Raw genomic sequence first — 14,388 nt, forward strand, 5'->3', positions numbered from 1 at the left:
TGGCGACCCCAACGGGGATCGAACCCGTGTTGCCGGCGTGAAAGGCCAGTGTCCTAACCGCTAGACGATGGGGTCGCCGAAAGTTACCAACATATTGTATCATAATACTGTTTCGTCAATACCCACTGGTGAGCCGCGGGGGAATCGAACCCCCGACCCTCTGATTAAAAGTCAGATGCTCTACCAACTGAGCTAGCGGCTCACAAATATGGGTTTTCGGGCAGCCGGTAAAATGCAGAATTCTATGTGAAAATGCAAGAGCAGGAATATCACTGGTCATTATATTCGGAAATTCGTATAGAATTAGAAACATCTGAGATTGTAATCAACCTGAACAGATTGGATTCACAATTTGAAAAATTCTATCATGACGCCACACCTGTTTGTAATCGATACCAATGTGATTCTCTACGATCATAACTGTATAGATAATTTTCAGGAGCATGATGTAGTAATTCCGATTACTGTCCTCGAGGAATTGGATGAGTTCAAAAAGGGAAACGATCTCATTAACTTCCAGGCAAGGGAGTTCATCCGCAAACTGGATAAGCTTTCCGGGGAAAAGCTCTTCAGCGACGGCTTACCCCTGGGCCCCGGAAGGGGGAACCTCTTTGTTAGAATAGCCGAATCTTCCGAAAGATCATCGGTTGAAAATGCGTTCTTCTCTCTTAACAAGCCGGACCACAGGATTCTTGCTCTTGCTGATCAGTTGAGAAGTGCTAATCCTGACAGGGACGTTATACTGATAAGCAAGGATATCAACCTCAGGATGAAAGCCAAATCCCTGGGAATCCAGGCGGAGGATTACGAAACCGGAAAAGTTGAGAACGTGGATGAATTGTACACTGGTACAGGAATGCTTGAGAATGTTGATAAGGATATTATCTCAAGATTTTATCAACAGCCTTACTCTGTTCCCAGGGATGAGATCGACGCTGATATTAAACCGATTCCCAACCAATTCTTTATCCTCAGGAACGGCAGCAACAGTTCCCTTACCTGGTACAATCCTGAAAGCGATGAATTTGAAAGAATAATCAAAACAAGGGCGTACGGAATACAGCCGCGAAACGCGGAACAGACCTTTGCCCTGCATACATTGCTTAATCCTGCTGTAAGACTTGTAACCATTACCGGGAAAGCAGGTACAGGGAAAACCCTTTTAGCCCTTGCCGCAGCCCTTGATCAGCGGCAGGAATACAGGCAGATATATCTTGCAAGACCGGTAGTACCGCTGGGAAACAGGGATCTGGGTTTTCTTCCAGGGGATGTTCAGAGCAAACTGGACCCATATATGCAGCCTCTCTGGGATAATCTGGCCGTTATCAGGAACCGTTTTTCATCTGACAGTAAAGAGTATACGAGCCTCCAGGATATGATCGAACAGGAGAAACTATTCATAGCTCCTCTGGCGTATATCAGAGGAAGGAGCCTGGACGGTATTTATTTCATTGTTGATGAAGCCCAGAACCTTACACCACACGAAGTCAAAACAATAATTACAAGGGCAGGCGAAGGCGCGAAAATAGTTTTTACCGGTGACATTTACCAGATAGATACTCCATATCTGGACAGTCAGTCAAACGGGCTCACGTACCTTGTAGACCGTCTGAAGGATGAAAAAATCACTGCTCATATAAATCTCATTAAAGGGGAAAGGAGCGAACTTGCCGAACTCGCCAGTAATCTTCTCTGATACGAAAGGTTCAGGCTGAAATGGCTATACGTCTTATTGAGGTCTTCACGCCAGCTGACCGGCTCGAACTGGCCAGATCGTCTGTCAGCAGCCTTGATACCATTTCCATATGGTGGGAAAAACTCTCGGACGACAAGGCGCAGCTTCATATTCTTGCTGAGGCGGAACGGAGCGAGGAGATTACAGACAAACTCAGATCGGCTCTTGCCGATTCGGGTGATGAGTTAAGAATTGTATCTTTACCTGTTGCAGCATCCATACCGGCGCCCGAAGAGACCCAGGATGAAAGTAGAAAGCCGGGTAGAATTCTTCATAGAAAAATACACAGGGTAAGCAGGGAAGAGTTGTACGATGATGTGCAGGAAATGATGCGCACTTCCTGGCCCAATATAATCATGACCATTCTATCTGCCGTTGTATGTGCCGTGGGTCTTGCCCAGGGTAATATCGCTGTGATAATCGGGGCCATGGTAATCGCTCCGCTTCTGGGGCCGAACGTTGGTCTTGCTCTTGCTGTTACGCTTGGGGATTTTCAATTCAGCCTGCGATCTCTGAGGGAGAATACGCTGCGGATCGGTACAGCCTTTGCATTCGCTGTAATTGTGGGAATATTTTTTCAAATCGATCCAAATGTGCCCGAAATAGTATCAAGAACTTTTATAAGCTCAACTGATATTGTTATTGCACTGGCAGCTGGCGCGGCCGGAGCCCTTGCTTTGAGTACGGGTGCGCCGGCGACGCTGATAGGCGTAATGGTCGCTGCCGCCCTTATGCCTCCGCTTGTTGTTACAGGCATGCTTACAGCCCTTGGCAACTACAGAGGCGCTCTGGGAGCTCTCCAGTTACTTTCTGTGAATCTCATTTCCATTAACCTTGCGGGAGTACTTACTTTCCTTGCAGTGGGAATACGACCCGGTTCAAAGGACGATGTAAAAAAAGCAAGGATACTGGCAACTCTGGTTGTGGTGGTTTGGCTCGCTCTTCTTGCTGCCCTGACAGTGCTTATCGTTTCAAATGCTTAAAACGGTTTTAACTAAAAGGGAAATCCGATCTACCTCAGGATTACCGGATCCTATGTTGCATTGGAACTAATTCCGGATTTTCTGCCTGGTGTTTCAATAAGAGGGAAATGCGAAGTTCGGAACCACTTCGGAGTTCTCCTGATAGCTTCTGCAACCGAGGAAATCTCACCGAAGTATTCGGATACAGCCCGCCTGGCCTTGACCCTGGGGTTTTTTCCCTTGAAAAGAAAGGACCTGTAAAGCCTGATTGCGTCATCAGGGGAATTGTAATCAAGAAGCTCGATTCCAAATTCGGAAGCCCTGTCCGTCAACTCGCATTTCTCAGGAAGATTGAAGACGGAGAAATTGATGAAATCGATTGAGTTGTCCGCTTCCTCAAGGAATTGAACCGTTGCTTCTACATCCTGATCAGTTTCACCGGGAAGGCCCAGAAGCATGTATACGTAGGTGCGTATTCCAGCAGTGGCGCATTTTTTTATAACTTCCAGCGAAGTATCCGGATCGATTCCCTTTTCAAAACGGTTAAGAAGGGATAGGCTGCCGCTTTCAGCCCCCAGTTGAAGCATGAGACAGCCGGATTCTGAAAGCCTGTCCGCCATGGGAGATATCCAGCTTTCAGGTCTGGCAAAGGTGTACCAGTCAAGACCGGAATCCCTCAGAAGTGAGAGTATATCCATAAGGGGTTTGCGGGGTATGGCTGAGTCAAGGAAGTGAATAACTGGATTCTTCTCCATAATGGAAGATGGTATTGTCAAAAAAAATCTTTCAAAGGAATCATCTCCGTGAACTTCAAGTTTCGTGCTTGAATCGGGACAGAACAGGCATTTGTTCCAATAACAGCCTGTGGAGAGGGCGTAAGGAATTACTGGCCTTCCGGAAATGTAACCCCAGTCTCCGATGATATCAGGCCATGACAGGCTGCTGAGGTAAGGACCGCTTCCGGAGTTGAATCCCGGGAAGATGGAACCATCACTCAGACATGATTCCGGTAGGACACTGCGAACCAGTTCGAAACCTTTTCCGGTTCTGCTGAGGCTGTTCAGCAGCGAACCACCTACAATGACTCTGTATCCGGCTTTCCTCAGAAATAGAACCAGATCTATACCGGCAGCCAGCTGCGATAGGTAGGAAAGCGATACGAGGACAGTTTCAGGATCGTATTGTTTGAGTGCTGGAAGAAGGTGCTCCTCCCAGAATCCTGAGAACGGTGTATTCCCTTCCTGGCAGATCCTCATTATTTCTGTAGGTCTGTGTATGGCCTCCGGTGGAATTAGGTCCATCAGAGTGATCCTCCATCCTGGAAATTTACTGGAGAAATGTTTCAGGGATGAGTTAAGAATGCCGGATGCGGTACGGTGCTGCTGAGGTGAGTAAACAGGATTATTCTGAAGATAATCCAGGGCAGGTTCCACAGCAGGATATCCGCGGCCCTGCGGGGTCATGGAGAAGATGTACCTGAAATACTCAAGGGATAGATCCAGAAATCCTGTATCGATCCCCCTTGCGGAGAGCCCTGCCGCAAGCAGGAAGGCGCCCGCTGGCGGTTCTGAAGGCGTAATAACCGGCGGTGTTGTTACAAGGTATTTCATACTCTGAAAGCTAACACATTCCCATTCACGAAAGCCACTCTGTCCTTTTCGCGAAGTATGCCGGAATATGTCGCTGCAGTTTGAACGGAAGTTGTAGAAAACAGGTGGATACTATCCTCTACTACGCCTTGGTCATGGGTATTCCGATGCGTTTCGCGAACAGGAAGAGCAGGTTTCTGAATCCGTCCCGCCATAGTCTAAGCTTTGCGTCGCCCATCCTTTCAGAGTAGCTGAAGGGTATATCCACCTCCCTGCATCGAATGTCCTTTTCAGACCAGACTTCTATCTTCAGTTCTTCTGAGAAGGGCATTCCGCCGCTGGTGAGTTTAATCCGGTCAAGGATTTCTCTGTGAAACACCCACATTCCGGACTGACTGTCTTTAATGAAGTGCATGTAGAGGAGCATGGTAGCGGCAGACAGCACAAAATTGCCAGTGAAGCGCATGACGTTGTTAAGATTCCTTGCGTGATCGTCTGGCTTACGGCGGCCGCTAATAAAATCCAGTTGTTCTTCAAGGAGTATCTTAACCATGGAGGGTATACGATCCACGGGATAGGTTCCATCTGCGTCGGTGGTGGCAATAAGATCTGTTTCTACCGCCTTGAATCCGGCCTGGTAGGCATGGCCGTATCCCTTCAATGGCTGCTTGACGACCCTGCATCCGAAAGAGGCGGCAATCCCGGCTGTGCCGTCAGTTGAGCAGTTATCCACCACAATTATCCGGTCCACTTCGCCTGGAACTTGCTCGAGTACGTGTAGAAGCCCTATCTCTTCATTATGAGCGGGAATGACAAGGGTGATAGATTTTCCTGAGATCATGTGAGAGATCCTGTTCCGCTTTTTATACGTGATCCTGAACTGCCTGTGTGAAGGTAAGCCCCAAATCGACGTAGATAGTATTTCATTGTTACAGGTTTCAGTGTCTGTTTCAGTAGACGACCCATTGGACCAAATCTGAGATAGAACCGGAGAAAAGCCTTTCTCTGAAGTTTGAGCATGGTTTCCCTCGATACCCCGTCAGGCGGAGCCGGACAGCTTGTATTGTGGAACAATTTCCATATACCTTCAGAATCCGGATGATCTCTGAACCACTCGTCTCCCGCTTCCGATCCTGGTATCGGGAGAAAAGCCGCGAAGTGCGCCCACGAAAGGCCGCTGGACAGTGAGAAACTGATGGTCTTTTTTATATCATCCTCCGTTTCACCTGGCAGCCCAAGGATGAAGTATCCTGCGGTGCTCAGCCCGACTCGCTTTATCAGGGATATCTTTTCCCTGATTTCGGCGATAGAAATATTCTTCTTCACGGATCGGAGAATTCTGTCACTCCCCGATTCAATCCCGCAGTGGATCACATACCACCCGGCTTTTTTCATGAGTTTCAGCAGGTGCTCGTTAAGCGAATCAAGCCTTACGCCGTTGGGAGTTGAGAAATGTACCGGATATTTACGCCGAATTGCCTCCTCGCAGAAACCGGCAGCGTAGTCCACGTCGAATGTGAAGTTATCGTCCTCGATATGAATCTCCTTCACGCCGAAATGGTTTACAAGAAGATCAATCTCATTCCAAACCATTGCCAGAGGTCTGTGTCGAATACGTCGTCCTGTTATACGGAAACCTGCGCAGAATGTACACCTGTATGGGCAGCCTCTTGTAGTGATGATGGGAGCAAAAGGCATATTTCGGAGCAGAACCCCGTTGGGAAGACCGCTGTAGTTCACGGGCGGGGCCAGGTGCCAGGCCGGGACGGGAAGCGTGGACAGATCTTCAATATGACGTGGAGAAGTATCCCAGGGGTCGGTACGATTGATTATTCCAGGTATTCTTGCGGAAGGGTCCGCCAGGTATTCGACGATGGATTCCTCGGCCTCTCCCAGGAAGATGGTGTCCACCTGAGGAAGGTCGTCAAGAGCCTTAATACCTCTGCAGGAAGCGTGAGGACCTCCGAGCAGCAAGGGAACATCACCAAGGGCTTTCTTTAGAAGAGGAAGCTCAGCGGATAGCACTTCCACGTCACTGGAGAAAGCAGACACAAGAACCATATGTGGTGAATAGTCTCGTATCTGCTGAATCAGAGCCTTACCTCTGAGTCCTGTGAGAGCAGCGTCGATCAGGTTTATTTCGTGTCCGAGACCTTCCAGTACGGCTCCTATACTCAGGAATCCCACAGGAGGGACGGTATTCGTAGATTCGGGCCTTGGTGGATAGAGCAGCAGGAATTTCATTTTGGTACTGGTTCGATTCCAAGAGATAAAACCGTCAGGCCCTGATCACGCCAGACGAACGCTGAGTCACCAGTTAGCCTGTATCCCTGGGGAATAAGCCGGTTTACCGCTTCAGGATTGGCTTCACAGGTGGAAACAACGATGTTTCCTGGAATATCCGGGTTGAATGTGACGGATTCCTTAACATATCCCATAGCTGGATCTGACAGTATATAGGGGCCCGGCGCTATAGGATTATTCGAGAGGGATATCGCTTCTCTGAATTTCACAACTTCCACCAGACCCATCGGGGAAGTATCCGGTTGCCAAACGTAATGTACAGTACCCGCTGAAGAGAGTGTCAATGTGCAGAACAGTAGCCATACAGGTACAGCTGTACGACGTCCTGCATCGGAGATTCTTGCGGCCAGAAGGGCCATGAACGGCACGTATGCACCGAAGACGTACCTGAAGAGGTTCAGTGCGGGATCCGGCGATTTTACTACGATCAGCACATGAAAAGCAACAAGCATGCCAACGAAGGATAACCCGGCAACGGTTACAGTTGAGGGAAGATGTCTGCGCTTGAGCAATGACCAGCCATACAGAACCGTGATAACACCTAAATACGCGATTCTTGTTGGGGGATAGAGGATGCTGGGCAGAAGCAGCACAAGGATAGCCATGAATCCCCACCGGTGATTTTTCTCTGAGAAGATGATTGCAAGGCAGGCTGCAACCGGGATCCAATGGAAGTCTTCCCCCAGGAAATGCCCGGCAAAGAGTCTCGTTCTATTGATCAGCCAGCCTTCCTCAAGTATCGGAGACGCTTCACCCATGTATGTTGGGAAAAAGAAGAAACCATTCATTTTCAGGTTCAGAAGACCAGTCACGATGATAACCAGAAGTGGAGACGAGTAGAGCAGGATGCTCTTCATCCTGAATCTCCGTTGTTTGATCAGGTCTGCCAGGATGTAGCTCGCTCCCAGGAATATTCCCTGCTCCCGGAAGACAGTGGCAACAACACACAGCAGAGCTGCTTTAAATCTGTCCCCCCTGGAGAAGAAATAGAGAGACCATGCAACGGCAGCCAGATGGGCGCTGTCGGGCATAGCCCTGAAAGCTTGCGCCAGGAAGAGGGGACTGGCTAGAAGGCCAAGTGCTGCCAATGGCCCTGCAATTCTGTCTCGCGAGATGTTCTCTGCAAATTTCCACGTTCCAGCAAGAGCAAGACCCGCGCCAACTGCCGGAAGCAATTTTGCAGTAAGAAGAGTGTTGCCCAGCAGTTTCATGAGAACTGCCCAGAGCCAGAAAAAGAAAGCAGGATGGCCCATTGCCTGTTCACCCCTGCCCTCTCCAGCCGGGACAGGCTGCAGATCATTACAGGCAATCCAGTGAGCTGAAGTATAGCTGTAACCGAGAGCGTCTCCGAATACAGGAACCTGCCCGAACCATACGGCAAGAAGCAAACCCGAAAGTAAAAGGCAAATTGTCACTACGAAAATAGTATCAACGCGACGAACAGACTCCAGTAACCTGTTCGGAAATACCCTCGGCTTCAAGCTGTGACTGCTTCTGGTGAAAAAAATAAGGAAAATCGCATGAGAATTCGATACAGCACCCGCAACAATGCTTTCGCAGGTATCGGGTCATGTAAGTGTATGGTTTTTCTCATCTTCCCCCCGTAGCTGCCCGTGCAGTAAGCTCCAACCTTCTGTGTAAATATTCATATACTATATTCTGTTTTCCTGCATAATCAATATCTACCGGATTATTCTTATGAAAGTGGTCTCTGTCCTTTTCCTGCGAAGCCTGCTTGGATATGTTCATAACTGCCGCCCGAAAGTAATTTGTTAAAGTGGGATTTAAGGGGTGATATAAATGCTCTGGCCGGCATGGGACAGGTCATTGTTTCTTTCTGTGAACGGTATTGACTCCGGTTTTCTTACAGCAGTCATGCGCTTTATTACAAACGTTGATAACTGGATTCCACTCCTGGCTGGATACATTCTTATGCTTCTGTGCTGGGGACGGACCAGGCCCCATCCTCCCACCGGGAACAGATGGAAAAGAGCTTTCGCGAGAAGAAATCCAAGAGTAGTACTGCTCTGTCTGATAATTGCTACAGCATGTTCGGATCAGATTTGCTATCATATAAAACACGGTGTGAATAGAGCCAGACCATGTTTTGATGAATCTGTTTCCTCAGAAGTGCATTACAGGGGGGATGTCCACGGCAATAGATCATTTCCCTCAGCTCATTCGGCGAATTCCGCATCCCTGGCGACTATTACAGCTGTTGCCTATCCGCCCCTCGCTCCATTTGCTATTTTAGTAACCTTTCTAGTGGGCTTCAGCAGAGTCTATCTTGGAGTACATTACCCGATTGATGTACTGACCGGATGGGGTATTGGAATGTTCGCAGCTCTGGGAGTATGGCTGGTGTTCAGAAAGATGGCTTCCAGACCGGGATTGATCGGTTTTGCAAACAGATTCAGGTTCCGCCAGCCAGTAACTTATCCCATTCCCTCAACGCCATGGCAACCGGTTAATGTCGAATCTCTTGATGGATATCAGATGAAGGGTTACTTCCTCAGGGGTGGAGAAGATCTTGCTGTTATCGTTCACGGACTGAACGGTAGCATTGGATCAATGGTGAATCCAGGAGAGATATTCGAAAAACTGGGTTTTTCGGTGTTTCTGGTGCCCTTGAGGGGACACGATGACCACCCGGTGCCAGTTGCATCAGGGGGGCCTTCCGAAGCGTACGATCTGGCTGGAGTTCTTATCCATACAAGGGATAATATGGGTTTTACCAGACGAAGAACTGTTATTTACGGTTCCTCAATGGGTGGAGACATTGCTCTGAAAGTTTCCGGCCTTCTCAGCGAGAGCGTTGCGGGAGTTATTGCCCACGGTGTTTTCAGGAATTTCTTCGAAGCATCGGCATACAGAATGGGCAAACTGAGAACAGTCCTCCTGAAACTATTTCTGCCGGTGAGTGTTAGATACGGACTGAGGGTGTTTGAGCCTTCAGAATACATTGAACAACCGCATAAGACCAGATTTGTTTATATTAACGGTTCGAGAGACAGGATATCTCCTCCGGAAACAGGGGAGAGGCTGGCTGAAGGCGCGGAAGGGCTTGCATTGATACTGGATGGAGCTGGTCATCCTGTCTGGCAATACAATGGCTGGAGTAAACCTCAGATTGAAACAGCCCTTAAAGAGGCTTTGAAATTTATTCAGGGAATGGATATCGAGCATACGAGTGTTGACGAATCAGGATTTATTCATGATTATCCCGCTTCCCCAAAATTGCGACAGGAAGAGAATAATGACAGATTTTAATCAGGCGACTGAAATGATAATGGCTTTTTCATCGCTCCTTAAAGATCTTCAGGAAGAAATTGAATCAGGTTCGGAGTTTCCCACAGCCGAAAGCGAAAGTCTGGATAAATATCAGGTTTTCATGTCTCAGCTGATACTTCTTCAGAGGGAAATGGAAGATTTCATAGAGGATGCTGTAACAATGGAACTTTCCATTCATGAACTGCCTGTCCAAATCATGGATTTTTCATCGGAGTGGGAACGGTTCAAGTAAAGGTCTTTCAGAGGTACTTCCTTTTTGCCCATATCAACAAGATTAAAGCGAATATAAGTATCAGGAAAGTTATCATGATACCTGAGATGATCTTTTCATTTTTACTGATACTGATTGATCCTGAGGTAAGAACTGGTATTTCCGACCACGTGTAATTACCCTGAGAGCATACGACAATGGAGAGCCCGTCTTTCCGGTGTAAATTGCCTTCTGAATCAAGCCAGGTCCATCTTGATTCGCCGAATTCGATTTTAAATGTACTACCTCTGTCCTGAAAAGCTGTTCTTTCCCCGGTGTTCACAGAGAGTTCCAGCATCCCATAAAGAAGCTGAACCAGGGAATCCGGGTCGCCAAGCGTTGGTTGAACCTCCGATGATGCGTGGGATGCCCAGAATTCCGCACCTTCCATTCCGGTGCTGTTATCACACAGTTCCATCAGGAAATCCTCAGGTGTCGAAACGTTCAGAAGAATCGAGCAAATAAGCAGGAATGTCATAGCGAATTCAACCTCTTACTATTTTCCTGATAGCTAAAAACAGTGTTTTGCTATCAACCGGTAGCTGAAGATGCCTGACTTTTGCGGTGATGGATGGAATACCGCTTGACAGGCCTGATGCCGCAAGTATTGGCTGGTTCGGGATTCGTGCCGCAAGGGCTGTAGCGTAATGGATATTGCTCTGGTCCAGCCTGCATATAACGGAACCTGCTGTCTGTTGCATCAAGGCCATATCTTTCGCTGATTCCACTAAATGGAATTTCCTGGAATTGATTGTGGAAATAGCCTCCCTGCAAAGTTCCATGAAGGAACTCAGGGGTGAGTATATTATCGCGTCAATTTCTCTGTAGTGCTTCCTGGCTGCAGGCAGACCAACCTGTAGAACATCCTTATCGGGAGATCCGGCAAGCCAGCCACCAAAGCCTTTGAACAGGGTACTGAGCTTCCTGAGGATTGCTGATCTCTCGGCTGCTCCGATGCCCTGAAGCCTGAACTGAATAACATGATATTGACCGGGAAGGAAGGAAAAGGATCCCGTTTCCGGAGTATTGTCAAGCCAGCCTGTTTCAAGTCCAGCCCATCTGTCGGGGCACATAGGGGTAAGCATATGCAGAAGGCTTGACAGGAGATCCGTTGTTGCCAGTCTTGAGAACCACACGGGTGCGCCTTCCTCTGATGTGGTACCGGATATATCGAACTCCCACCCCTCCCGTCTGCAGGCGATGGAAAGATATTCAGCGAGCGAACCGGGCTCGGATGATGAAGACAAAGAACCTGGACCCAGGGTGGTTGTATCAGATATTCCCGCTCTGTTGGAGTCCAGAACGGTATGAAGAATGTTTTCTCCCGATCTCAGTATTCTCATTCTGCTGAAGCACTTCGTACCCTTCCAGATGAATTCCACCGGTTCGGGTATGAAAATCCCCGCAAGTGCTGCCCTGTATTGAGAGAGGACAGCGGGAGAGCCAATTCTGTTTAATATTCTAGCCGCATTTTGTCCGATTACCTGTTCCGAACCCGCGCCAGTTGCTTCCTGAAACCAACCATTCAGGGATGTTATCTCACCTTTGGGTGAATATTCAGCCTCTCCTCCCGGGAACGCTTCTCTTTCTGTTGAGCTGAATTCAACTTCTGAAGGCAATCTGGTCCAGGTTATAAGGAAACCGCCGCCTGACGGATAGATCTCTTCGATATAGCCCTGATGGTTTTCAAGCCTGGCGCTTTTCCTCCCGGAAGCTGAGAGGTGATTGATAGGACAGTCGATGCATTGCCTTGAATTGCCATAGAATTGGTAGCAGTTTGAGATGCCAAGTGATTTGCCCTGCCACAGCACTTTAGTATCCTTCATGAAGGCAGCCTGCAACTGGGAGAAATCCGGGAAGTCAGTCTCGTTTATAATCAGTTTGTTCAGATCGTATCTTCTGAGTGTTTTTCCGAAGGAATCGATTGCCCTGTACGGAACATCTCTCTCATCATTCCATGCCGCAAGAAGTATGAAACCGTTGCTGAGGATAGAGATGTGAGTGTCGTTAAAACACTCCTCAAAAGGTCTGTCTGATACAAGCAACTCCCGTATTTCATTGTCTGTACTGCTTGATACGATGGGACTGGCTGACTCTTCTGGTCCGAAAATCGCAATAACAGTTGCCGAAAACCCGGTAGCAGCTGTTTCAAGCGCTATCTGTAATGAATCTTGATTTGGTTGTCCCGCAAGAAGCAGATCCAGCTCGTAGAGGAGATTCTGCAGTCTGTGTTCTCCATGCGTTGATCGGAACTGTTCGTATTTCATTGAAACTGCCGGCATTACAGAATCTGCTCTCTGCTGAAGCGTATCTGCGTCACCTCGCCATGGAGCTACAAGAACCAGTTGTCCTGAGGGATAAACAAGGCACTGTCCCTTCAGCCCCAGAGGGGAGTTGTTCTCCTCAAGATCTACCCAAATTGGGAAATGAAGATTCTCCGGGTCAAAAATACTGCTTGTTTCGAAATGCTCAGTATCGATCTCCACATTGATCGTGCATACCGGGATGTAGCCCATCGTTGATCGGGTCATAAGAACCGCTGCTTCAAGCTTCAGTACATCTATAAGAAAAGCAAGCAGGTCTTCCGCTCCCTGGATGTTCATATCCGCAAGCCGCTCAAGTTCCTTGACCGGGAAAAGCAGTTCCTCAGGCTGACTTATGAACGTATAGTCAGTTCCTCCAGATGTGTTAGGTGTGCGGGAGAAAATAAGTCTGTGTCCACTGCCTCTCTTATCCAGTAAAGTAACCTGTCCCCCGGACTCTGAGGCATCACCCGGAAGGGAGGATATGAGTTCACTCTGCGAAAGCTCCCATGGTGTATACCCGAGCAGGCATACGAAACCAGGGGAAACAATCGGAAGATGCCTGTCAGGAATAAGTCTGATAGTAGGTATTGAGGGATTGAAGAGTTCATTCAAATCGGAATCGAAATAGTAAACAAGAACTGATGATTCAGAATCTCTTCTTGCAGCTGCTGACAGTTTTCTTGAATTCGGAGTGAATTGAACCATCCTGAATTCGCCTGACAACGGCCAGGAACTGAAAAGCCCTGACGCATCAGTCCCTTCTATATTAGGTACCTGGTTGTTTGAATCATCGGGGGTAGTGCTGATTACACTGTCAACAGCACCTCCGGACAGAGAAATTCGAAGCAACATTTCTGTAAATTCCAGCACACCTCTCCTGTCTGTGAACAGCCGGCCAACATTTCAGTATTTAAAAGGCAGCTTCCGGTTCAGAACCATCAGTTCAGTGCAACAACCGAAAATATATCACTTTACCGCTCAGTGCTGAAAGCCCCGAAGATATCATCCCCCGCAAAATGCGAAATGAAGGTGTAGCGATGCGTGTTAAGAAGTAATCTCTGGACATTATCCTCTGACTATGTCAGTTTTACTAAAACCATCTACGAGAGGATTCATATGAAAAGTCGCTTATTCGTAATACTTGTTTCTGTATTTCTGACGACTTCAGTTTACGCGGATACCGCAAATCAGACAGATTGGTCAGGGGGTCCCGGAGAACAGGGACCGGTTACCGTATGGGATAACTCATTCCTTCAAGCTTACCGACCTTCCGCCAGGGTTATATTTTTGCCTGATGAACGCGGCCGGCGGCACATCAGCATGCAGACTTACTGTTATCGATTAATCAGTTTGTGTGACAATTTAACTGTTAGGGTAAGATACTCGCTTGATTAACTTCATTTATCCATTCTTAGTGAAATTGCATGTGGAATCAAACTGCGCAAATTGCCAGGAACTACAACGAAACTTCAGTGTTAATACTGGAGGAAGTGATGAGGGGCTGATATTTGTACAAATACATCATTAACAACAACTTATATATGTCCCTTGACATTGCAAAAGGTTATTCACATATACGGGTTCCACTTGGGATATTACTTAATTTGTGAGTTGACTCTGAGTGAGCCTTTTGTGAAATGAGATTGGTTTTACTGAGTTGACAAACAAATTTCTATGTCCTAGGTTATAAGTTCGCGCTGAAAAGCGCTTGATCTTTTAAATTTGTGAGAAGACGAGAATCGCATAAGCATGGTCTGTGTTGGTTCCTGGGGTCAATCCTTACCGGATTGATGCCAAGCCCGTAACAGGGCAAATCTGTATGCTATAGCAGATTAGGACCGTAATAAAACGATAGCAAATTAGATACAGGAAAATAATCCTAATATAAATATATATGGAGAGTTTGATCCTGGCTCAGGACGAACGCTGGCGGCGTGGATAAGGCATGCAA

General features: G+C 47.7%; 10 protein-coding genes, 2 tRNA genes and 1 rRNA gene. 5 read left to right on the forward strand and 8 right to left on the reverse strand.

All coding sequences use genetic code 11. From position 1 onward, the window contains the following. Both K8S15_06795 and K8S15_06800 read right to left on the reverse strand, forming a co-directional pair. Window positions 1-75: transfer RNA gene (locus K8S15_06795), tRNA-Glu, on the reverse strand. Between the two features lie 51 nt (window positions 76-126). Further along, window positions 127-202 (reverse strand) — tRNA-Lys (locus K8S15_06800). A gap of 165 nt (window positions 203-367) precedes the next feature. Here K8S15_06800 and K8S15_06805 point away from each other — a divergent pair. Continuing rightward, complete coding sequence (locus tag K8S15_06805; GenBank protein MCD4775747.1) at window positions 368-1,696, forward strand: PhoH family protein; 1,329 nt, start codon at window positions 368-370, stop codon at window positions 1,694-1,696. Between the two features lie 20 nt (window positions 1,697-1,716). Then, window positions 1,717-2,718: a TIGR00341 family protein gene (locus K8S15_06810; GenBank protein ID MCD4775748.1), complete on the forward strand. Its 1,002-nt coding sequence runs from the start codon at window positions 1,717-1,719 to the stop codon at window positions 2,716-2,718. Between the two features lie 50 nt (window positions 2,719-2,768). On the opposite strand, the gene K8S15_06815 is transcribed toward K8S15_06810, so the two are convergent. From K8S15_06815 to K8S15_06830, 4 genes are all read right to left on the reverse strand, one after another. Next, entirely contained in the window at window positions 2,769-4,307 is a 1,539-nt protein-coding gene (locus K8S15_06815) for a radical SAM protein (protein ID MCD4775749.1), read from the reverse strand. Between the two features lie 121 nt (window positions 4,308-4,428). Further along, window positions 4,429-5,127 carry a glycosyltransferase family 2 protein gene (locus K8S15_06820; GenBank protein MCD4775750.1) on the reverse strand — a complete coding sequence of 233 codons (699 nt, stop codon included), beginning with the start codon at window positions 5,125-5,127 and terminating at the stop codon, window positions 4,429-4,431. After that, window positions 5,124-6,530 (reverse strand): B12-binding domain-containing radical SAM protein, encoded by a 1,407-nt coding sequence (locus K8S15_06825; GenBank protein ID MCD4775751.1) that lies wholly within the window; start codon window positions 6,528-6,530, stop codon window positions 5,124-5,126. Before K8S15_06825 ends, K8S15_06820 begins: the two co-directional genes overlap by 4 nt. Further along, window positions 6,527-8,071 carry a glycosyltransferase family 39 protein gene (locus K8S15_06830; protein MCD4775752.1) on the reverse strand — a complete coding sequence of 515 codons (1,545 nt, stop codon included), beginning with the start codon at window positions 8,069-8,071 and terminating at the stop codon, window positions 6,527-6,529. The genes K8S15_06825 and K8S15_06830 overlap by 4 nt, the downstream gene beginning before the upstream one ends. A gap of 319 nt (window positions 8,072-8,390) precedes the next feature. On the opposite strand from K8S15_06830, the gene K8S15_06835 reads away from it, so the two are divergent. After that, window positions 8,391-9,860, forward strand: coding sequence for a phosphatase PAP2 family protein (locus K8S15_06835; protein ID MCD4775753.1), 1,470 nt, complete (start codon window positions 8,391-8,393; stop codon window positions 9,858-9,860). Then, window positions 9,847-10,113 (forward strand): hypothetical protein, encoded by a 267-nt coding sequence (locus K8S15_06840; GenBank protein ID MCD4775754.1) that lies wholly within the window; start codon window positions 9,847-9,849, stop codon window positions 10,111-10,113. The genes K8S15_06835 and K8S15_06840 overlap by 14 nt, the downstream gene beginning before the upstream one ends. A 7-nt stretch (window positions 10,114-10,120) precedes the next feature. Here the strand turns inward: K8S15_06840 and K8S15_06845 are convergent, their stop codons facing one another. Continuing rightward, window positions 10,121-10,609, reverse strand: coding sequence for a hypothetical protein (locus tag K8S15_06845; protein MCD4775755.1), 489 nt, complete (start codon window positions 10,607-10,609; stop codon window positions 10,121-10,123). A gap of 7 nt (window positions 10,610-10,616) precedes the next feature. After that, window positions 10,617-13,307, reverse strand: a complete 2,691-nt coding sequence (locus K8S15_06850) for a hypothetical protein (GenBank protein MCD4775756.1) — start codon at window positions 13,305-13,307, stop codon at window positions 10,617-10,619. 1,021 nt (window positions 13,308-14,328) lie between these two features. Here K8S15_06850 and K8S15_06855 point away from each other — a divergent pair. Next, window positions 14,329-14,388: ribosomal RNA gene (locus K8S15_06855) — 16S ribosomal RNA — on the forward strand; the annotation flags it as partial.

It is taken from the genome of Candidatus Aegiribacteria sp., from assembly GCA_021108005.1.
Taxonomy (GTDB): Bacteria; Fermentibacterota; Fermentibacteria; order Fermentibacterales; family JCC-6; genus Aegiribacteria.

Excerpts from the sequence above, each read along its gene's own strand:
- K8S15_06805 (MCD4775747.1), top strand. The coding sequence starts at position 368 with ATGACGCCACACCTGTTTGTAATCGATACCAATGTGATTCTCTACGAT.
- K8S15_06810 (MCD4775748.1), top strand. The coding sequence starts at position 1,717 with ATGGCTATACGTCTTATTGAGGTCTTCACGCCAGCTGACCGGCTCGAA.
- K8S15_06815 (MCD4775749.1), bottom strand. The coding sequence starts at position 4,307 with ATGAAATACCTTGTAACAACACCGCCGGTTATTACGCCTTCAGAACCG.
- K8S15_06820 (MCD4775750.1), bottom strand. The coding sequence starts at position 5,127 with ATGATCTCAGGAAAATCTATCACCCTTGTCATTCCCGCTCATAATGAA.
- K8S15_06825 (MCD4775751.1), bottom strand. The coding sequence starts at position 6,530 with ATGAAATTCCTGCTGCTCTATCCACCAAGGCCCGAATCTACGAATACC.
- K8S15_06835 (MCD4775753.1), top strand. The coding sequence starts at position 8,391 with ATGCTCTGGCCGGCATGGGACAGGTCATTGTTTCTTTCTGTGAACGGT.
- K8S15_06840 (MCD4775754.1), top strand. The coding sequence starts at position 9,847 with ATGACAGATTTTAATCAGGCGACTGAAATGATAATGGCTTTTTCATCG.
- K8S15_06845 (MCD4775755.1), bottom strand. The coding sequence starts at position 10,609 with ATGACATTCCTGCTTATTTGCTCGATTCTTCTGAACGTTTCGACACCT.